The sequence below is a fragment of the Micromonospora sp. AMSO1212t genome (assembly GCF_008868145.1).
Taxonomy (GTDB): Bacteria; Actinomycetota; Actinomycetes; order Mycobacteriales; family Micromonosporaceae; genus Micromonospora; species Micromonospora tulbaghiae.
In genome coordinates, this window is sequence record NZ_WBKS01000037.1 from 1 (window position 1) to 18,577 (window position 18,577).

The 18,577-nt window shown below is 73.5% G+C and carries 21 protein-coding genes; 10 read left to right on the forward strand and 11 right to left on the reverse strand.

The annotated features are described in order from the left end of the window. Together F8279_RS12535 and F8279_RS12540 are read right to left on the reverse strand one after the other, a co-directional pair. On the reverse strand, positions 1–359 hold a 359-nt coding region (locus F8279_RS12535), incomplete at its 3' end, for a preprotein translocase subunit TatB (protein WP_151500012.1). Positions 360–431: 72 nt separating this feature from the next. Next, on the reverse strand, positions 432–1,730 hold the full coding sequence (locus F8279_RS12540) for a S1C family serine protease (RefSeq protein ID WP_192580683.1): 1,299 nt from the start codon (positions 1,728–1,730) through the stop codon (positions 432–434). A 212-nt stretch (positions 1,731–1,942) separates the two neighbouring features. Between F8279_RS12540 and F8279_RS12545 the strand changes: the two genes are divergently transcribed. Continuing rightward, complete coding sequence (locus F8279_RS12545) at positions 1,943–2,593, forward strand: O-methyltransferase (RefSeq protein WP_151500014.1); 651 nt, start codon at positions 1,943–1,945, stop codon at positions 2,591–2,593. Positions 2,594–2,626: 33 nt separating this feature from the next. On the opposite strand, the gene F8279_RS12550 is transcribed toward F8279_RS12545, so the two are convergent. After that, complete coding sequence (locus F8279_RS12550; protein ID WP_151500015.1) at positions 2,627–4,105, reverse strand: M17 family metallopeptidase; 1,479 nt, start codon at positions 4,103–4,105, stop codon at positions 2,627–2,629. Positions 4,106–4,250: 145 nt separating this feature from the next. Beyond that, positions 4,251–4,418 (reverse strand): DUF3117 domain-containing protein, encoded by a 168-nt coding sequence (locus F8279_RS12555; RefSeq protein ID WP_013283866.1) that lies wholly within the window; start codon positions 4,416–4,418, stop codon positions 4,251–4,253. A 190-nt stretch (positions 4,419–4,608) separates the two neighbouring features. Between F8279_RS12555 and F8279_RS12560 the strand changes: the two genes are divergently transcribed. Continuing rightward, on the forward strand, positions 4,609–5,427 hold the full coding sequence (locus F8279_RS12560) for a PaaX family transcriptional regulator C-terminal domain-containing protein (protein ID WP_151500016.1): 819 nt from the start codon (positions 4,609–4,611) through the stop codon (positions 5,425–5,427). A 3-nt stretch (positions 5,428–5,430) separates the two neighbouring features. Then, positions 5,431–6,222, forward strand: a complete 792-nt coding sequence (locus F8279_RS12565; RefSeq protein ID WP_151500017.1) for an enoyl-CoA hydratase/isomerase family protein — start codon at positions 5,431–5,433, stop codon at positions 6,220–6,222. Between the two features lie 22 nt (positions 6,223–6,244). Here F8279_RS12565 and F8279_RS12570 read toward each other — a convergent pair whose 3' ends face one another. From F8279_RS12570 to F8279_RS12585, 4 genes are read right to left on the reverse strand one after another with little or no spacing between them, the layout of a single operon-like run. Continuing rightward, complete coding sequence (locus F8279_RS12570) at positions 6,245–6,868, reverse strand: hypothetical protein (RefSeq protein WP_151500018.1); 624 nt, start codon at positions 6,866–6,868, stop codon at positions 6,245–6,247. 36 nt (positions 6,869–6,904) lie between these two features. Beyond that, a complete protein-coding gene (locus F8279_RS12575; RefSeq protein WP_151500019.1) occupies positions 6,905–7,489 on the reverse strand; it encodes a DNA-3-methyladenine glycosylase I in 585 nt (194 codons plus the stop codon). Positions 7,490–7,525: 36 nt separating this feature from the next. Beyond that, the gene (locus F8279_RS12580; protein ID WP_091415024.1) at positions 7,526–8,026 is read right to left on the reverse strand and encodes an SRPBCC family protein; all 501 of its coding nucleotides are present in this window, start codon (positions 8,024–8,026) and stop codon (positions 7,526–7,528) included. Next, a complete protein-coding gene (locus F8279_RS12585; protein WP_151500020.1) occupies positions 8,023–8,661 on the reverse strand; it encodes a DivIVA domain-containing protein in 639 nt (212 codons plus the stop codon). The genes F8279_RS12580 and F8279_RS12585 overlap by 4 nt, the downstream gene beginning before the upstream one ends. A 152-nt stretch (positions 8,662–8,813) precedes the next feature. Between F8279_RS12585 and folP the strand changes: the two genes are divergently transcribed. Next, on the forward strand, positions 8,814–9,683 hold the full coding sequence (gene folP / locus F8279_RS12590; protein WP_151500021.1) for a dihydropteroate synthase: 870 nt from the start codon (positions 8,814–8,816) through the stop codon (positions 9,681–9,683). A gap of 17 nt (positions 9,684–9,700) precedes the next feature. Here folP and F8279_RS12595 read toward each other — a convergent pair whose 3' ends face one another. Next, the gene (locus F8279_RS12595; protein ID WP_030501070.1) at positions 9,701–10,078 is read right to left on the reverse strand and encodes an NADH-quinone oxidoreductase subunit A; all 378 of its coding nucleotides are present in this window, start codon (positions 10,076–10,078) and stop codon (positions 9,701–9,703) included. Between the two features lie 125 nt (positions 10,079–10,203). Here F8279_RS12595 and F8279_RS12600 point away from each other — a divergent pair, with 125 nt between their 5' ends. The 3 genes from F8279_RS12600 to F8279_RS12610 all read left to right on the forward strand — a co-directional run bounded on the left by F8279_RS12600 (position 10,204) and on the right by F8279_RS12610 (position 14,687). Continuing rightward, positions 10,204–11,616, forward strand: a complete 1,413-nt coding sequence (locus F8279_RS12600; protein ID WP_151500022.1) for a hypothetical protein — start codon at positions 10,204–10,206, stop codon at positions 11,614–11,616. Between the two features lie 196 nt (positions 11,617–11,812). After that, positions 11,813–13,660: a 2-oxoacid:acceptor oxidoreductase subunit alpha gene (locus F8279_RS12605; protein WP_151500023.1), complete on the forward strand. Its 1,848-nt coding sequence runs from the start codon at positions 11,813–11,815 to the stop codon at positions 13,658–13,660. After that, positions 13,653–14,687, forward strand: a complete 1,035-nt coding sequence (locus tag F8279_RS12610; protein WP_151500024.1) for a 2-oxoacid:ferredoxin oxidoreductase subunit beta — start codon at positions 13,653–13,655, stop codon at positions 14,685–14,687. Before F8279_RS12605 ends, F8279_RS12610 begins: the two co-directional genes overlap by 8 nt. Before the next feature lie 80 nt (positions 14,688–14,767). Here the strand turns inward: F8279_RS12610 and F8279_RS12615 are convergent, their stop codons facing one another. Continuing rightward, positions 14,768–15,415 carry an FMN-dependent NADH-azoreductase gene (locus tag F8279_RS12615; RefSeq protein WP_151500025.1) on the reverse strand — a complete coding sequence of 216 codons (648 nt, stop codon included), beginning with the start codon at positions 15,413–15,415 and terminating at the stop codon, positions 14,768–14,770. Between the two features lie 86 nt (positions 15,416–15,501). Between F8279_RS12615 and F8279_RS12620 the strand changes: the two genes are divergently transcribed. Then, positions 15,502–15,984, forward strand: a complete 483-nt coding sequence (locus tag F8279_RS12620; RefSeq protein WP_192580684.1) for a MarR family winged helix-turn-helix transcriptional regulator — start codon at positions 15,502–15,504, stop codon at positions 15,982–15,984. 25 nt (positions 15,985–16,009) lie between these two features. Here F8279_RS12620 and F8279_RS12625 read toward each other — a convergent pair whose 3' ends face one another. Next, complete coding sequence (locus tag F8279_RS12625) at positions 16,010–17,023, reverse strand: TrkA family potassium uptake protein (RefSeq protein WP_151500027.1); 1,014 nt, start codon at positions 17,021–17,023, stop codon at positions 16,010–16,012. A gap of 155 nt (positions 17,024–17,178) precedes the next feature. On the opposite strand from F8279_RS12625, the gene F8279_RS12630 reads away from it, so the two are divergent. Next, positions 17,179–17,820: a helix-turn-helix domain-containing protein gene (locus tag F8279_RS12630; RefSeq protein WP_091414998.1), complete on the forward strand. Its 642-nt coding sequence runs from the start codon at positions 17,179–17,181 to the stop codon at positions 17,818–17,820. 126 nt (positions 17,821–17,946) lie between these two features. Then, complete coding sequence (locus tag F8279_RS12635) at positions 17,947–18,537, forward strand: ATP-dependent Clp protease proteolytic subunit (RefSeq protein WP_018788935.1); 591 nt, start codon at positions 17,947–17,949, stop codon at positions 18,535–18,537. Positions 18,538–18,577 lie beyond the last annotated feature (40 nt).

Consider the following 18,577-nt stretch of genomic DNA (forward strand, 5'->3'; position numbering starts at 1 on the left):
GTGGCCACGCTGGGGGTGCGCAGGTCGGCGGCCCTGGCCACGTCCTTCAACTCGTCGTGCACGCCTGTGACGTCCGAGCGCAGGTTGTCGTACATGCTCTGGAGCGGCTTGCGGATCGCCTGTTCGTCGTCCTCGCTCAGCAGGTGCTTGCGGATGAACGCCTTGGGGTGCAGATCCTCCAGCTGGATGTCCGTGCCCAGCTCGCGACTGAGGTCGCCGGTGGCGTTGCGCGCCATGTTGCGCAGGTTACGGACCATCCGGAGACCGTCGTTGATCACGTTGGGCAGCCGATCGCCGAAGATCAACAGCGCCAGGAGCAGCAGGACGCCGATCTCCCACCAGTTCAGGTTCTCGAACACTCCGGCCTCCTCGTCCGCGTCAGGGCAAGACTACGCACGTCAGGTGCCCGTCGGGGAGGGGGTGAGCGATGCTTACTTCGCATCAGCGGCGAGCGTCACCGACGCGTTCTGCCGGGCCGACCCGCGCCGGTACTCGACTGTCACCACCGAACCGGGCGCGTACTTGCGCACCAGGGCCACCAGGTCGGTCGGATCGGTCATCGGACGGCCGTCCAGCCGGAGCACCACGTCCCCGGTACGCAGTCCCGCCGCCGCCGCCGGGCCGGCCGGCTCGACCGCGTTGAGGCGTACCCCGCCGCCGGTGGCGCCGGTGCCGCCCACCTGGGCGCCGATCACCGTACGACGGGCCTTGCCGGTGCCGATGATGTCCTCGGTGATCCGCTTCGCCTGGTTGATCGGGATGGCGAACGCGAGGCCGATGTTGCCCGCCTCCTGCCCGTCGGCCACCAACGACTTGATCGTGGAGTTCACCCCGACCACCCGGCCGGCGCCGTCCACGAGCGGACCGCCGGAGTTGCCGTGGTTGACAGCGGCGTCGGTCTGGATCGCCGCGTAGTAGCGGGTCGGCCCGCCCGGCTCGCCGGCCTGCATGGTCCGGTCCAGCGCGCTCACGATGCCGGCGGTGACGGTGTTGGCGAGCGACAACGGCGACCCGATGGCGAGCACCGGGTCACCGACGGCGAGCGCGTCGGAGTCGCCGAACTGCACCGGGGTCAGCCCGCTGCGCGAGACTTTGATCACGGCGAGGTCCGACTCCGGATCCTGCCCGACCACGGTGCCGGCGGCGGTGCTGCCGTCGTTGAACACGACAGTGGCCTTGCCGGGCCCGTCGGCGACCACGTGGTCGTTGGTGACGATGTGGCCCTCGCTCGTCACCACGAAGCCGGAGCCCTCGCTGGTGCCGCCGAGGCTGACCACCCGGATCGTGACCACGCTGGGCAGGATCCGCTCGGCCACCCCGGCCAGCGACTCGGGCTTGCGCTGGGCCAGCGCCGGGGCCTGCCCGGTCTGCGCGCCGATCGTCGGCACGTCACCGCCGCGCAGGAAGGCGTACGTCAGGGCGCTGCCCAGGGAACCGGCCAGCAGCGCCGTGACCAGGGAGATCAGCACCACCTGGCGCAGCCCTGGCCGGGTCGGCAGGTCCGGGTCGGTGACCGGTTCCGGCTCCCCCGCCCCGGGCGTCGGCGCCGCCGGGACCACCACGGCGGCGGGCGCGTACGGGTCGCGCCACGGGTCGGCCAGCGCGTCGGACCACCACGGCGACGTCGCCTGACCGGGGGCGTCCTGCGGCGGTCGTCCCGGCCCACCCGGTGCCGGCGATCCGCCGGGCCGCCGCCAGTCCCAGCCGTCGGTCACGTCGGTGCCTCCCACTTAGTCCCGCTGGCCCCGCGCCGGCGGCCGGCGGAGCCGGACGACAGTGACGCGCGGGACACATCCAGGATTACACGGATGGCGCGAACGGGGTCAGGGGTTGCCGTCCGTGAGCACTCGACGGCGGACTCGCGGCTGCGCCGGTACCGGCCCGCCTCTACGCTCACAGTGCATACCGCCCCTCGCACCAGTCCGCCCCTCGGAGGTGTCCCATCGCCACGGTCGCCGGTCACGGCAGTTCGACGGCCCAGGCGCTCCACTTCGCCGAGTCTTTCGTCACCGAGGATCTCGTGCTGCGCACGGCCCGCGCCCTCGCCCACGAGGTGGGGGTGGAGGCGGTCACGTCCGGGTCGGGTGCCGCGCTGCGGCTGCTCGCCGCCGCCGGTAACGCCCGGGCGGTGGTGGAGATCGGCACCGGCACCGGGGTGAGCGGCGTGTGGCTGCTGCGCGGCATGCGCCCCGACGGTGTGCTCACCACGATCGACGTCGAGGTCGAATACCAGCGCATCGCCCGGCGGCTGTTCCAGGAGGCGGGCTTTCCGTCGGGGCGTACCCGGATCATCACCGGCCGGGCCCTCGACGTGCTGCCCCGGCTCGCGGACGGCGCCTACGACCTGGTCTTCGTGGACGCGGTGTCGACCGGCTTCGCCGCGTACGTGGACGCGGCGCTGCGGCTGCTGCGCCCCGGCGGCGTGCTCGCGCTCAACGGCGCGCTCGCGGCCGGCCGGATCGGCGACCCGTCCGCGCGGGACGTCGAGACGGTCACCGTGCGGGAGACGATCAAGGCGATCCGCGAGTCGGAGCACTGGGTGCCCGCGCTGCTGCCGGTCGGCCACGGCCTGCTGGCCGCCGTGAAGGCCTGACAGTCAGCCCGGCGTGCGGCGCACGCCGGAACGTCAGCCCAGCGTCGCCAGCCAGCGCAGCAGCCCGCGCACGCCCCAGCCGGTCGCGCCCTTGACCAGCTCGCCGTGCGTGTCGTCGGACCACGACGGCGCGGACATGTCCAGGTGTGCCCACCGGTCCCGCAGGTCGCCGGTGAACTCCCGCAGGAACAGCGCGGCGACCACCGAGCCGGCGCCCTGCGCCGGGGAGCTGTGCAGGTCGGCGATCTCGCTGGCCAGGTATTCGACGTAGTCGTCGGCGAGCGGCATCCGCCAGGCCCGCTCGCCGGCCGCGGTGATCGCGTCGAGCAGACCGGCGGCGAGCGTGTCGTTCTCGCTGTAGAGCGCGGCGTGCCGCTTGCCCAGGGCGACGGCGTTCGCGCCGGTGAGCGTCGCCAGGTCGATCAGCAGGTCGGGCTTCAGTTCGCGGGCCGCGTACGCCAGCGCGTCGGCGAGCACGAGCCGGCCCTCGGCGTCGGAGTTGGTGCTCTCGCTCGTCAGCCCGCCGTAGTGCCGGATCACGTCGCCGGGGCGGAACGCCGAACCGCTGACCATGTTCTCGGCGAGCGGGGCGAGGGTGGTGACCCGTACCGGCAGGCGCAGTTCGGCGGCGCCGAGCGTCGCGGCGATCACCGCGGCGGCCCCGGCCATGTCCTTGCGCATCAGCTTCATGGCCGGCACCGGCTTGATCGAGATGCCGCCGGTGTCGAACGTGATGCCCTTGCCGACGAGCACCACGTGGGTACGCGCGCCCTCCGGCCGCCAGTCCAGCTCCACCAGACGCGGGCCGGCCGCGGAGCCGCCTCCGACGGCCAGCAGACCGCCGAAGCCCTCGGCCGCCAGCTCCTCCGGGCCGCGTACCCGCAGGTGCAGGTCGGGACGCCCGGACGCGGCCTCGGCCACCTGCGCGGCGAACCACTCCGGGTTCTTGGTGGACGAGGGCATGTTGGTCAGGTCCCGGGCGAGCCGGGTCGTCTCGGCGGTGGCCCGGGCGGCGTCGAGCGTGCCGGCAAGACCGTCCGGGTCGTCGACGAGCACCGCCACCTCGGCCAGGGAGGACCGCTTGCCGGCCTCGGTGAGGCGGAAGCGGTACGAACCGAGCAGCAGCCCTTCGGCGAGGCCGCGTAGCGCCGCCGTCGCCTCGGTGGGAAGCGCGATGGTGATCTGCGTCTCATCCTTCGCCGCGCGGGCCAGCGCCGCTCCCGCGGTGCGCCAGTCGCGCTCGTCGCCGTCGCCGACGCCCAGCAGCCACAGCCGCACCGGGGAGCCACCGGGACGCAGGTGCTCGCGTACCTCGCCGGCCGCGCCGGTGAGCCGGGTGGCGGGCAGGACGGCGGCAGCCTCGGTCCGGACGTCGTCGCCGGTCGGCCCGGCAGTGGGGACCAGTGCCGCGGTGGAGGTCGAGGAGTCCGGCGAGTCCGACCCTCCGGGACGGACGGGCAGGACGAGAGCGTCGGGCCCCGCGGGCCCACTCACCAGACGAATGACCAGCACGCTGGACCGTACCTCCGAAATGGGTTGAACGGGCACATTTCACCACGCACCCGTCGAGGAAAGACCCTGAGCCACCGGGCATGCCGGTGGCTCAGGGTAGGACGAACCGCCCGCGCGGCGGACGCCGCGCGGGACCCTCCTCGAATCAGCCCGCAGCCGCCTTCAGCGCGTCACCGAGCGCGGTGGCCTCGTCGGGAGTCATCTCGACGACGAGCCGGCCACCACCCTCCAGCGGGACTCGCATGACGATGCCCCGGCCCTCCTTGGTGACTTCCAGCGGACCGTCGCCCGTCCGCGGCTTCATCGCCGCCATGTTGTCTCCCCTCAGACCTACACCAGGGTCGGTGAGTTGCCCCACAGCCACTTCGCCATCGCCATCCGCAACCGTCGCGGAAGGCTCGACCAACGATTTTCCCTGATGAACACCGCCGGACCCAAACCGAAGCAGCATTGATGTAACAGCATCTAGCTTATCTTGGATAGGCCTGTCACAATGTGCGGTCATGCAGGCACGGTCGGCACTCTTCGACCTGTACGGCGACCACCTCCGGGCCCGGGGTGGCCGCGCACCGGTCGCCGCCCTGGTCAAGCTGCTCGCCCCGCTCGGGATCGCCCCACCGGCGGTACGCACCGCGGTCTCCCGGATGGTCCGCCAGGGCTGGCTGGAACCGCTCCGGCTCGCGTCCGGACCGGGATATTCGATCACCCCGAAGGCGGCTCGTCGACTCGACGAGGCGGCGTCCCGGATCTACCGGACCGGGCGGCACAGCTGGGACGGGCGGTTCGATCTCCTGGTGCTCACCGCGCCCTCCTCCCGCCGGGACCGGCAGCGGCTCGCCGCGAACCTCGCCTTCCTCGGCTACGGCACGCTCGACGACTGCACCTGGGTGGCGACCCGCCCGGGTGAGGACGTCGATCTGCTGCTCGACGAGGCGGGCGTGCGCTACGAGCGGTTCACCGCCGCGCACGCGGCCGGCACACCGGGCGCGATGGGCGTGGTCCGCCGCGCCTGGGACCTGGCCGAGATCGGCCGGGCGTACGAGCGCTTCGTCGCCGAGCAGAAGCCGCTGCTCTCCGGCGTCACGGTGCGCAGCGGCGACGAGGACGCGTACGCGGCCCGGTTCCGGCTCGTGCACGCATGGCGTACGTTCCTGTTCCGGGATCCGCAACTGCCCCCGGCACTGCTGCCCGAGCGCTGGCCGGGCACCAGCGCGGCCAGTTTCTTCGACCGGCACGCGGCCCGGCTCCGGCCCGCCGCCGACCGGTACGTCGAGCAGTGCCTCGACGCCGGCAACCGCCTCGCCCGACAGAAGGGTCGTTAGAACGTGACCGAGCCGCTGCTCGTCGACCGCACCGACGCCGTCGTCACCCTGACGCTGAACCGCCCGACGGCGATGAACTCGCTCGACGTGGCGCTCAAGGAGGCGCTCCGGGACACGCTGGCCGAGCTGGAGACCGACCGGTCCTGCCGGGCGGTCGTGCTCGCGGGCGCGGGCGGCTCGTTCAGCGCCGGGCAGGACCTGCGCGAGCACGTGCGGACGCTGGAGACCTCGGACGCCGACCCGCTGGGCACGGTGCGGGCGCACTACAACCCGATCGCCGCCCGGCTGGCCAACCTGCCCAAGCCGGTGATCGCCGCGGTGCGCGGGATGGCCGCCGGGGCCGGCGCCTCGCTGGCGTTCCTGGCCGACTTCCGCATCGGCGGCCCGAAGACCCGGTTCCTGATGGCGTTCGCCGGGGTGGGTCTCGCCGCCGACACCGGCGCCTCCTGGACGCTGCCCCGGCTGGTCGGTCACGCCAAGGCCGTCGAGCTGCTGATGCTCGCCGAGCCGGTCGGCGCCGAGGAGGCCTGCCGGCTGGGCCTGCTGACCAAGCTGGTGGACGACGACGAGCAGGTGCTCCCCACCGCGCAGGAACTGGCCGCCCGGCTCGCCGCCGGCCCCACCGTCGCGTACGGGGCGATCAAGCGCCAGCTCTCCATCGCCGACGCGGGCACGCTCGCCGACGCGCTGGCCGCCGAGGCGCAGGCCCAGGCGATCTGCGGCGCCACCGCCGACCACCGGGCCGCCACGAAGGCGTTCGTCGACAAGCAGAAGCCGGTCTTCGAGGGCCGCTGACCGCGCCGGTCGGGCCCGGAGGTCAGTCGTCCTCCTCCGGGTCCTGGTTGGCCTCGACGCCGAGCACGAACGCCTGCATGGCCAGCTCGTCGCCGTACGGCGAGACGAACGCCGGAAGCTCTCGTGGGCCCAGCTCCTGCACGTAGGACCAGAAGATCCGTACCGCTTCGGCGCGCGACGCGGCCTCGATCGGCAGGTCCAGGCTGACCAGCCAGGTGCTGCGGGCGGGCGGCGGGCCGAGCCGGTCGGCCAGCGACCGCCAGCGGGCCGGGTCGAGCGCCACGACCGGGCCGTCCGGCGCCGGGCCGTCGACCGGCACCGGCTCGTCGAGCACCCGCCGGTTGTACGCGACCACGAGCGGCCCGGCCACCGCGTCGGACTGCGGATCGTCCGGGTCCTCCCGGGTCTCGGACGACGCGAGCGCGACCCGGCCGAGGGCGACCAGGCGCAGCGGCTCGTCGACGAGCACCGCGACCCGGTCACCGGGCCGAGGACCGGCCGCCTCGGACAGCCCGGTCAGCTCCAGCGTGTCGTGGTGCACCAGCCGCTCGGCCTCGAAGCGCTCGGCGGGCAGCAGCACCGCCCAGGCGCCGGTCGTGGTCGCACCGTCTGTCGTTCCGCTCGTACGCGGCTCGGTGTCGGTCATGCCCCAATCCCATCACGCCGGAGGTGGCGCGCTCCGTCACACCCCGGCCCGGTCACCGCTCACGTGGCAGTCGGCCAGGTGGTCGTCGACCATGCCGGTGGCCTGCATCAGCGCGTAGGCGGTGGTGGGGCCCACGAACCGGAACCCGCGCTTCTTGAGCGCCTTGGCCATCGCCACCGACTCCGGGCTGGTGGCCGGCACCTCGGCGAAGGACCGGGGACGCGCCGCCCGGGGCGGGGGCGCGAAGGACCAGAGCAGCGCGGAGAGGCCCTCGGGCAGCTCCGACGCGGCCCGGGCGTTCGCGATCGCCGCCTCGATCTTGGCCCGGTTGCGGACGATCCCGGCGTCGGCCATCAGCCGGGTCACGTCGGCCTCGCCGTATCGGGCCACCGAGTCGATCCGGAAGCCGGCGAAGGCGTCCCGGAACGCCTGCCGCTTGCGCAGGATGGTCAGCCAGGACAGGCCGGACTGGAACGCCTCCAGCGTCAGCCGCTCGTAGAGCGCGTCGTCGCCGCGCAGCGGCCGGCCCCACTCCTCGTCGTGGTAGACGGCGTAGTCGGGGGTGCTCGCTCCCCACGCGCAGCGCGGCAGCCCGTCGGCGCCGGTCACCAGGTCAGTCACGGCGTCCACGGTAGGTCAGCCCACCGACAACCCCGGTCAGGGCAGGCGGCCCTGCTCGACCAGCCGGGCGAACTTCTTCAGCGCCTGCGTGAGGCTGAACTTCGAACCGGGCCAGAGCACCGGCCACGCGACCCGGCCGGCCTTTCCGCCCGGCAGGTGGAACCACTCGTGCCAGACCACCTGCGTGCGGTCGCGGTCCATCGGGGTGCAGCGCAGCACGCCGGGGCCGCGCAGCAGCTTGCCGCAGTGCACCACGCCGACCTCGTACGGCGCGTCGACCCGGACCACCCGCATCTCGTCGCGGAGCACGGCCGGACCGAGCGCGGTGACCGCCTCGACCAGGCTGCCCTCGCCGCCGTCGCCCTCGACCACCCGGACCCGGGTCAGCGGGATCCAGTCCGACTGCCGCTCCCACGCGGTGAGCGCGGCGAACACCCGGTCGGCCGGGGCGGCGACGATCACCGTGGCGGTGACCTCGGCGGCGCCACGGCGGGACGCCTCGGTGAAGTCGTCGGCCGGCCGGTCGGCGCCGGTCACGCCGACTCCGAGCGGACCACCGAACCGCGCTCCCGGTCGTCGTCGGACGGCCCGGCCGCGATCCCGTCCGCCGGGGAGACGGTGTCCTCGGTCGCCGCGGCGGCGGGGGCCTCCGCCACGCCCGCCTCGGCCGGTGGGCCCGGCTGAGCGTCGGCGTCGGTGCGGGCCGGCTGCCGGCCGGTGTCGGCCCGGGCCGGCGGCTCCGGCGCGGACAGGTCGATCACCACCGGCTCCGGGGTGGACGGGTCGGGCGCCTGCTCGGTCTCGGAGCGGGTCGCGGCGGCCTCCTCGCGCGCCCTGCGCAGCGCGTCGGCGTCCTCGGTGCGCCCGTCCCGCAGCGCCTCGTTCTCGGCCTCCAGGACGCCGATCAGCTCGGTCTTGTAGCCGATGTCGTACGCCGCCCGGCGCAACGCCGCGTCGACCTGGCTCATCCGGTAGCCGCGCAGCGCCGTGTCGAAGCGGACGTCGGACACGTCCGACTCGTCGAGCGGACGGCTGCCGGGCAGGGGCACGGCCTGCCCGTCCGGCTCGGCCGGCGTGAGGCCCGGATCCTTGCCGGAGACGAGCACCGTCACCCCGAACACCACAGCCGCGACGGTCAGCGCGACGACCAAGAGGAGCAGAACCTCACCCATGCACAGATCGTGGCATGCGGGCCGGGATCGGGCGAGCCCTCCGAGACGTCCGGTCCGTAAATGCGTCCGGCGCACGGGACCGGCACGGGCGGCGCGGGCGGAACCGGATAGCGTCGGACCGGCCGGTGCGGTCCGGCGGCGAGGAGGCGGGCATGACCGGGGCGTTGCGGCTGGGCGGACGGACGTTCGGCCCCGGTGAGCTGGTGGTGATGGCGATCGTCAATCGCACCCCGGATTCGTTCTTCGACCGGGGCGCCACGTTCGCCCAGGACAGCGCGCTGCGCGCGGTGGAGCGCGCAGTCGACGAGGGCGCCGAGATCATCGACATCGGCGGGGTGAAGGCCGGCCCGGGCGACGAGGTGGACGTGGCCGAGGAGATCCGGCGGACGGTGGACACCATCGCGGCGGTCCGGTCCGCCTTCCCCGGCGTGGTCGTCTCCATCGACACCTGGCGTGCCGAGGTGGCCGTGGAGGCGGTCGCGGCCGGCGCGGACCTGCTCAACGACACCTGGTCGGGGGCGGACCCGGCGCTGGCCCGGGTCGCCGCGGCGACCGGCGCCGGGCTGGTCTGCTCGCACGCGGGCGGGCTCGCCCCGCGTACCCGGCCCCACCGGGCCGCCTTCGACGACGTGGTGGCCGACGTGGTCGGCACGGTGACCGGGCTGGCCGAACGCGCGGTCGGGCTGGGTGTGCGCCGGGACGGCATCCTGATCGACCCGGCACACGACTTCGGCAAGAACACCCGGCACTCGCTGGAGATCACCCGGCGGCTGGCGGAGCTGACCGACACCGGCTGGCCGCTGCTGGTGGCGCTGTCGAACAAGGACTTCATCGGCGAGACGCTCGACCTGCCGGTGCCCGAGCGGCTGGAGGGGACGCTCGCCGCCACAGCGGTCTCGGCCTGGCTCGGCGCCCGGGTGTTCCGCGCCCACCAGGTCCGCGAGACCCGCCGGGTGCTGGACATGGTGGCGTCGATCCGGGGCGACCGGCCGCCGGCGGTGACCCGGCGCGGGCTCGCCTGACGGGTCGGTCCGACGCGTCAGGTCCAGCGCAGGACGCCGCGCCGCCAGGCGTAGAGGATGCCGAGCGCGACGATCGCCACGAAGACGCCCATCTCCACGACGGTGGTGGCGCCGAAGCCGGGCCGGTCGAAGACCAGCGCCCACGGGAACAGGAAGACCGCCTCGACCGCGAAGAGCACGTAGAGATACGCGTAGACGTAGTAGCGGATCTGCATCTGGGCCCAGTCGCCGCCGACCGGGTCGATGCCGCACTCGTACGTGGCCCGCTTGCCCCACGGCTCGGCCGGCCGGCTCGGACGTAACACCCGGTTCGCGGAGAACGCCGTCACGAAGAAGAGCACGGCGGCGAGCAGCAGCAGACCGAGCGTGGCGTACGAGCCGAGATATCCGGTCACGACCGGAGCGTACCGGTCCCGTCCAGATGTCCCGGACACGTTACGAATTCGTTTCCTGCCAGGACTAGTGCTTGATGGCAAGTATCACCGAATAATGGGATCTCATTGACCGTCCCGGAGGACAGATGGCCCGCGCCCGCGTTGCACCCGTTCGGCGGGTCGCGCTCCGCCGTACCCTCGCGCTGCTGGCGCCCGCGCTCGTCGCGGCGCTGGTGGCGGTGGCGCCGGCCGGGGCCGTCGCACACCCGGGGCCGGCCGCCGCGCTCCGGGTGATCGAGCCCGCGGAGCCGGGCGGCGACCCCGGTGGCGAGCCGACCGAGCCCGCGCCCACAGGTGAGCCGACGACCACGGTGACGGCCCCGCCGCCCACCGAGCCGCCACCGCCTCCGACCACGCCTCCGGCCCCGGTCACCACCTCGCCGGCCCCGCCGCCGACGAGCGCGCCCGCCGAACCGGCGCCGACCACCGCCGCGCCGGCCACCACGGCACCGGCGCCCCCGCCGGTCGTGCCGCCGGTCAAGACCCCGCCGCCACCGCCGGCGCAGCCGGCCGGCGGGCCCCTGGGGGTACGCGTGAACACCGAGGACGTGGTCCTCACGCCGGCCTACTGGAACGCCGACGCCACGGTGGCCACGCTGCGGGTGACTGTGACCAACACCGGCGGGCGGGCCGAGCGGATCAGCCTGGGCTACACGCTGCCGCCCGGGCTGACCGACGCGGGCACCCCGGGCTGCGAGCCTTCCGGCGGCGGCAACCACAGCTGCGCCGGGTGGGACGCGGAGCCGGGCGCCCGGTTCAGCGCGACCATCCGCGTCCGGGTCGACGGCGACGCCTGGCGGACCATGCCGCTGGCCGGATCGGTCCAGGTCACCGCCGTCGCGCCCGGTGTGACCGGCGCGGCGTACGACGACGAGGGCTTCGCGGTGCTGTTCCCGCCCGGGCCGCCGGTGGCCGGCATATCGCTGCGCGCCGACGAGGTGCTGTTCGACATCAGCGGCGCGCCCAGCACGCTCACCGTCCGGCTCGGCAACACCGGCAAGGTCGACGCGGCCGGCCGGATCGAGGTGCTCCTGCCCGCCGGGGTGACTGCGGCCGGCACCGAGGGCGGCTGTGCCCCGGTCTCCCCCGACCGGACCCGCTGCGAACTGGGCGTGCTGGCGGCCGGGCGGACCGCTACCGTACGGCTGACGCTCGCCGCCTCGGCGGAGGCCCAGCGGCGTGCTCCCCTGTCCGGGGCGGTGATCGGCCGGCTGGATCCGCGTAGCGGGCGGGACCGGCAGGTGCAGATGAGCTTCCGGATCAGCGCCGCGGCGGCGGACGCCACCCCGCCCGGCGGGGCGCCCGCTCCGACCGGCTCGCAGGGCGTGCTCGTGGCAGCCGGCGAGCGGGACCGCGACGACACTGCGACCCGGCGGACCGCCATCGCGCTGATCGCCGTGTCCGGTCTCCTGGTCGTGCTCGCGCTGACGCTGGCGACCCGTTCGCTGCGCCGCCGTAGCGACATCACGGTGCCGGAGCGCCCGATCACCGACCGGTGATCATGGATGTGTGGTGATCTGGGTTACGGGCCCAGGTACTAAACGCTGCAAAGCAGGGCATACAGCGGCCCGATCCAGTCCCATACGTCGGACCTCGACCAAGGTGGCCCTAACGTGGCGACGTAGGCTCTGACGTGAGAATCGGAGCGGGCCGGGCCGGCGAGGGCGACGGCGCTCAGTTAAGCGAGGTGCGGGTGTGACCAAGCAGATCCGTCAGCTGGACCGGGTGGTCATCCGGTTCGCCGGTGACTCCGGCGACGGCATGCAGCTCACCGGCGACCGGTTCACCTCGGAGACGGCGCAACTGGGCAACGACATCTCGACGTTGCCCAACTTTCCCGCCGAGATCCGCGCTCCGGCCGGCACCCTGCCCGGCGTGTCGAGCTTCCAGGTGCACTTCGCCGACTACGACATCCTGACCCCGGGTGACGCGCCGAACGTGCTGGTGGCGATGAACCCGGCCGCGTTGAAGGCCAACCTGGCCGACCTGCCGCGCGGGGCGGACATCATCGTCAACACCGACGAGTTCACCCGGCGCAACCTGGCCAAGGTCGGCTACGCGACCAGCCCGCTCGACGACGACTCGCTCGCCGGGTACGCGGTGCACCCGGTGGCGCTCACCTCGATGACGATCGGCGCGCTGGCCGAGCTCGACGTGTCCAAGAAGGACGCCGAGCGGGCCAAGAACATGTTCGCGCTCGGGCTGCTGAGCTGGATGTACTCCCGCCCGTACGAGTCCACGCTGCGCTTCCTGGAGCGCAAGTTCGCGGCCCGCCCCGAGCTGGTGGCGGCGAACGTGGCCGCGTTCCGGGCCGGCTGGAACTTCGGCGAGACCACCGAGGACTTCTCCGTCCGGTACGAGGTCAAGCCGGCCAAGATGCGGCCGGGCACCTACCGGAACATCACCGGCAACGCGGCGCTGTCGCTGGGCCTGGTGGCCGCCGGGGTGCGCTCCGGGCTGCCGGTGTTCCTCGGCGCGTACCCGATCACGCCGGCCTCGGACATCCTGCACGAGCTGAGCAAGCACAAGAAGTTCGGCGTGGTCACCATGCAGGCCGAGGACGAGATCGCGGCGGTCGGCGCGGCGCTGGGCGCCTCGTACGGCGGCGCGCTCGGCATCACCACCACCAGCGGTCCGGGCGTGGCGCTCAAGAGCGAGACGATCTCCCTGGCGGTGGCGCTGGAGCTGCCGCTGGTCATCGTCGACGTGCAGCGGGCCGGGCCGTCCACCGGCATGCCCACCAAGACCGAGCAGGCCGACCTCAACATGGCCCTGTACGGCCGGCACGGCGAGGCGCCGGTGGCGGTGATCGCGCCGAAGTCCCCGTCGGACTGCTTCCACGCGGCGCTGGAGGCGGCCCGGATCGCGCTCACCTACCGCACCCCGGTGATCCTGCTGTCCGACAACTACGTCGCCAACGGCTCCGAGCCGTGGCTGCTGCCGGACGTGGAGTCGCTGCCCGACCTGCGGGTCGAGTTCGCCACGCGGCCCAACGGCGAGGACGGCACCACGTTCCTTCCCTACCTGCGGGATCCGCAGACGCTGGCCCGCCCGTGGGCGGTGCCCGGCACGCCGGGCCTGGAGCACCGGATCGGCGGCCTGGAGAAGGCCGACAAGACCGGCGACATCTCGTACGACCCGGCGAACCACGACTTCATGGTGCGGACCCGGGCGGCCCGCATCGAGACCATCCCGGTGCCGGACGTCGAGGTGGAGGACCCGGACGGTGACGCCCGGGTGCTGGTGCTGGGCTGGGGCTCGACGTACGGGCCGATCGGCGCCGCCTGCCGTGGCCTGCGCCAGCGCGGGCTCTCGGTGGCCCAGGCCCACCTGCGGCACCTGGCCCCGATGCCGGCGAACCTCGGCGAGGTGCTGAGCCGCTACGACAAGGTGGTCGTGCCGGAGATGAACCTCGGCCAGCTCGCCCACGTGGTCCGGGCGAAGTACCTGGTCGACGCGATCGGCTACAACCAGGTCCGTGGCCTGCCGTTCACCGCCGCCGAGCTGGAGACGATGCTGGAAGAGGTCCTGAAGAATGTCTGAGCCCGTCGCCCTCAAGCTCACCGCCAAGGACTTCAAGTCCGACCAGGAGGTGCGCTGGTGCCCCGGTTGCGGCGACTACGCCATCCTGGCGGCCGTGCAGGGCTTCATGCCGGAGCTGAACATCCCCCGGGAGAACATCGTCTTCGTCTCGGGCATCGGCTGCTCGTCGCGCTTCCCGTACTACATGAACACGTACGGCATGCACTCGATCCACGGCCGCGCCCCGGCGATCGCCACCGGCCTGTCGGTGTCCCGGCCGGACCTGTCGGTCTGGGTGGTCACCGGTGACGGCGACGCGCTCTCCATCGGCGGCAACCACCTGATCCACGCGCTGCGCCGCAACGTGAACCTGAAGATCCTGCTGTTCAACAACCGGATCTACGGGCTGACCAAGGGCCAGTACTCGCCGACCTCCGAGGTCGGCAAGATCACCAAGTCGACGCCTGCCGGCTCGGCGGACGCCCCGTTCAACCCGCTGTCGCTGGCGCTCGGCGCCGAGGCCACGTTCGTGGCCCGGACGATCGACTCGGACCGCAAGCACCTCCAGTCGGTGCTGCGGGCCGCCGCCCAGCACGAAGGGTCCGCGTTCGTGGAGATCTACCAGAACTGCAACATCTTCAACGACGGCGCGTTCGACCCGCTGAAGGAGCCGGCCACCCGGGACGACTTCCTGATCCGGCTGGAGCACGGGCAGCCGATCACGTTCGGCAAGGACGGGCAGTTCTGCGTCGTCCACCCGCCGGGCGGCTTCGGGCTGGAGGTCAGGGAGACCGCGAACACGCCGGCCGAGGAGATCGTCGTGCACGACGCGGGGGTGGCCGACCCGGCGTACGCGTTCGCGCTGTCCCGGCTGCCCGGCCTGGACCTGAGCAACACCCCGATCGGGGTGTTCCGGTCGGTGGACCGCCCCTCCTACGACAGCGTGGTGCAGGAGCAGGTCGCGGCCGCCAGGGCCACCGTCGACCAGACCCCGGAGCAGCAGCTCGCGGCGCTGCTCGGCAGCGGCGACACCTGGACGATCCTCTGATCCACCGCTGACCCGTCATGGACGAAGGGCGGACCGTTCCCCCGCGGAGCGGCCCGCCCTTCGCGTGTGACGCGGGCCGGTCAGGCGGCCGCCGAGGCGGGCACCCACAGCTCGTCGACGGTCCGCTCGGCCGCGGCGAGGCTCTGCTCGAACAGCGGGATCAGCTCGGCCATCGCCGGGTTGACCGGGGCCAGGGTCAGCTCGGCGCAGATGAACCGCGGCTCCAGCCCGGTCAGGGAGAGGCCGTGCGGCAGCCACGGCTCGGCGTGGTCCCAGCCCTCCCGCGGCGTGCCCGGGCCGTACCCGCCGCCGCGGCTGACCAGGACGACGAACTGGCGGTCGCCGAGCAGCCCGGCGTTCGTCACCGGGTCGTACGCGATGCCGGGGGCGATCAGGTGGTCGACCCAGGACTTCACGCTGCTGGGCGCGCCGTAGTTGTAGAGCGGGAGCCCGAGCAGGACCGTGTCGGCCTGCTTCACCTCGGCCACCACCTCCTGGGTGAGCTGCCAGGACGCCTGCTGGTCGGGGGTGTGCTGATCGGGCGGCACCATGCGCGCGAGGCCGCTCGCGGTGTTCAGGTGTGGCAGCGGGTTCTGACCCAGGTCGCGGTAGGTGACGGTGCCGTCCGGGTGGGCGGCGCGCCAGGCGGCGGCGGCGCGGGCGGTGAGCCGCCGGCTGATCGACCGTTCCCCGGTGATGCTGGAGTCGATGTGCAGTAGGTGTGCCATTGGTAATTCCTCCTCCGACGATCGTTCGTGTAGGACCAACTATTTATAGCAGGTCGATGTTCCTCGGAGCGCGTAAACTGGGTCACATGTCCGCCGCACCGGTCGAGGAGTCCGAGCGCCGCTCCGGGCCCCTGCTCGACCACCTGGCCCGGCGGATGCGGCTGCGCTCGGAGTCGGTGCTGGCCCCGCTGGGCCTGCGCCCGCGCCACCTGGTGGCGCTCACAGTGCTGCGCGACTCCGGCGGCATCAGCCAGCAGGCCCTGGCCGGCACGCTCCAGATCGACAGCACGAACGTGGTCGGGCTGCTCAACGACCTTGAGGCGGACGGCCTGGCCGAGCGCCGCCGCTCCCCGGAGGACCGCCGCCGGCACGAGGTACGCCTCACCGACGCGGGCACGAAGCGACTACGCGAGGCCGAGTGTGCGCTCGCCGGTGCGGAGGAGGAGGTCCTCGGCGCGCTGGCTCCCGGCGAGCGGGCCCTGCTCTACGACCTGCTGCGACGGGCCACCCAGGGCCGGTCGTCGACCTGCGGGGAAGTGATCGCGGAGGGCGGCCCGGGCGCCTGCTGACCGTGGGCGGCCCGGCGGGGCCGGGTCAGATCGCGGTGGTGGCCTGCGGCCGGTCGTCCCGGACGTGGACGAGCATGTCGCCGGTCTCGATCACCGCGCCCGCGCGGTCGTTGAGCGTGACCACCTTGCCCCGGCGGACCAGCGCGATGACGAGCGACTCCAGCTCACGCGGTGAGCGGCCCACCTCGTCGCGCTCGGCCGACCGCATGGCCAGTGCCATGCCCTGCCCCGGGGTGAGCAGGTCCTCCACCACGTCGATCAGGGGCGGGGCCGAGGTCGACAGCCCGAGCAGCCGCCCGGCCGTGGCCGACGAGACGATCACGTGGTGCGCCCCGCTCTGCTTGAGCAGCGGCGCGTTCTCCGCCTCCCGGACCGCCGCGATGATGCGTACCTGACCGGCGGTGAGCTGCCGGGCCGTGAGCGCGACCAGCACCGAGGCGTCGTCGCTGTCGGTCGCGATGATGACCGCCTTGGCGGTACGCACGTGCGCCTGCTCCAGCACCGACGAGCGGGTCGCCGAGCCCTCGATCGTCACCAGCCCGTTGGAGGTGGCCTGCCGCAGCGCCGGCCCGCTCCGCTCGACCACCACGATCTTGGACTTGTCCGTGCCGTTCTCCAGCAGGGCGGAGACCGCGCTGCGGCCCTTGGTGCCGTAGCCGCAGATGATGACGTGGTCCTTCACGGTTCTCCTCCACCGCGACAGGCGACGGCCGGTGCGGTACTGCTCGGTCAGGACTTCCAGGGTGGTGCCGACCAGGATGATCAGGAACAGCACCCGGGCGGGGGTGATGAACAGGACGTTCGCCAGCCGCGCCGACGGACTGACCGGGGTGATGTCGCCGTACCCGGTGGTGGAGAGCGAGACCACCACGTAGTAGAAGCAGTCGAGCAGGGTCAGGCCGCTATCGTCCACGTCGCGGTAGCCGTCGCGGTCCAGCCAGACCACCGCCACGGTGGCGAAGACCAGGCCGAGGGCGGCGAGCAGGCGCAGGCTCAGCGCGCTCAGCGGCCCCCGCCGTTGCGCGGGAAAATGGATCACCGTCGGTCCTGCTCCGCCACCTGCACGCCCACAAGATAACGGGTACGCGGGAATCCGGCCCGCCGGGTGACGATCCGAACCCGGCGGGGCCGCTGCCGGAGGCGTGGACGGGGCATGATGGGGACGTCCGGGACGGTGACCGCGAGGAGGCCGGCATGTCGTTGCTGCGACGCGTGATCGGCGGGGTGCTCCGGCGCATCCGCCTGCGCCAGGGCCGCACGCTGCGCGAGGTGGCCCAGGCCGCCGGCGTCTCCCTGCCCTATCTCTCCGAGGTCGAACGCGGGCGCAAGGAGGCTTCCTCCGAGGTGCTGGCCGCGATCTGCCGCGCGCTCGGGATCCACCTCGCCGACCTGCTCGAGGAGGCCCGCGACGAACTGCGCCGGGAGCGGCCGACGCCGGTCGGCCCCGGCATCTCGGCGGCCCGGTTCGACCGGGTTCCGACCGCGCGCACCGGGCCGCACCTGCGGGTCGGGCCGCCGCGGCTGTCCGTCACGCGCCGCCCGGCCGTGTCACCCCGACCGCCCCTGACCCGCCGGCCCGCTGTCTCGCTCCGGCCGCACGTCGCCCGCCGCCCGGTCACCGCCACGCCGCTGCTGGGCGGCGTGCTGCGGCCGGTGGACCTCGGGCCGGCGCCGCTCGGGCCGGCCCTCGACGCCGCCACGCCGATCGGGTTCGCCGGCGGCATCCGGATCTGGCCGGCTCCCTCCGTCCCGGCCGTCCGCCCCCGTCCGCGTACCTCCGTCACGCTGGCCCGGCGGCGGGCCCGTGTCGGCCGGCGGCGGGCGGTCGCCGCGTAGCTTCTGCCCAGGGCGAATCTGCCCCCGGCAGAAAGCCTGGGCCGCGTGGGTGCGCCCGGCGGACGCTGGAGACCGCCGGGTTCCCGGGCGGTCCCCCGCCCACCGGCGGCACGGAGGTGGGCGGCGATGGGTGGCATCTGGATGCTCGACGAGGGGCAGCCGGCGTTCGGCGACCGGGTCTTCGAACGGCTGCTGAAGGAGCGGATCATCTTCCTGGGCACCGAGGTCACCGACGCGTCGGCGAACCAGATCTGCGCGCAGATCCTGCTCCTCGCGGCCGAGGACGCGGAGCGCGACATCTTCCTCTACATCAACTCGCCCGGCGGCTCGGTGAGCGCCGGGATGGCCGTCTACGACACCATGCGGTACGTCAAGAACGACGTGGCGACGCTGGCGCTCGGGATGGCCGGGTCGATGGGGCAGTTCCTGCTCTGCGCCGGGGCGGCGGGCAAGCGGTTCGCGCTGCCGCACTCGCGGATCATGATGCACCAGCCGTCCGGCGGGATGGGCGGCACGGCCGCGGACATCACCATCCAGGCCGAGAACATGCTGCACGTGAAGCGCACCATGCAGGAGCTGATCGCCCGGCACAGCGGGCGCACGCTGGAGGAGATCCAGCGCGACTGGGACCGGGACCGCTGGTTCACCGCCGAGCAGGCCCGCGAGTACGGCCTCGTCGACCAGGTGCTCACCCGCGTCGACCAGCTCGCGGCGTGAGCGGGCGCGGCCCGGCCGGTCCCGCACCGGCCGGGCCGCC

Coding starts and splice junctions, on each gene's coding strand:
- F8279_RS12630 (WP_091414998.1), top strand. CDS start 17,179: ATGTCGTTGCTGCGACGCGTGATCGGCGGGGTGCTCCGGCGCATCCGC.
- folP (WP_151500021.1), top strand. CDS start 8,814: ATGACCGGGGCGTTGCGGCTGGGCGGACGGACGTTCGGCCCCGGTGAG.
- F8279_RS12600 (WP_151500022.1), top strand. CDS start 10,204: ATGGCCCGCGCCCGCGTTGCACCCGTTCGGCGGGTCGCGCTCCGCCGT.
- F8279_RS12585 (WP_151500020.1), bottom strand. CDS start 8,661: ATGGGTGAGGTTCTGCTCCTCTTGGTCGTCGCGCTGACCGTCGCGGCT.
- F8279_RS12560 (WP_151500016.1), top strand. CDS start 4,609: ATGCAGGCACGGTCGGCACTCTTCGACCTGTACGGCGACCACCTCCGG.
- F8279_RS12615 (WP_151500025.1), bottom strand. CDS start 15,415: ATGGCACACCTACTGCACATCGACTCCAGCATCACCGGGGAACGGTCG.
- F8279_RS12620 (WP_192580684.1), top strand. CDS start 15,502: ATGTCCGCCGCACCGGTCGAGGAGTCCGAGCGCCGCTCCGGGCCCCTG.
- F8279_RS12555 (WP_013283866.1), bottom strand. CDS start 4,418: ATGGCGGCGATGAAGCCGCGGACGGGCGACGGTCCGCTGGAAGTCACC.
- F8279_RS12570 (WP_151500018.1), bottom strand. CDS start 6,868: ATGACCGACACCGAGCCGCGTACGAGCGGAACGACAGACGGTGCGACC.
- F8279_RS12610 (WP_151500024.1), top strand. CDS start 13,653: ATGTCTGAGCCCGTCGCCCTCAAGCTCACCGCCAAGGACTTCAAGTCC.
- F8279_RS12635 (WP_018788935.1), top strand. CDS start 17,947: ATGGGTGGCATCTGGATGCTCGACGAGGGGCAGCCGGCGTTCGGCGAC.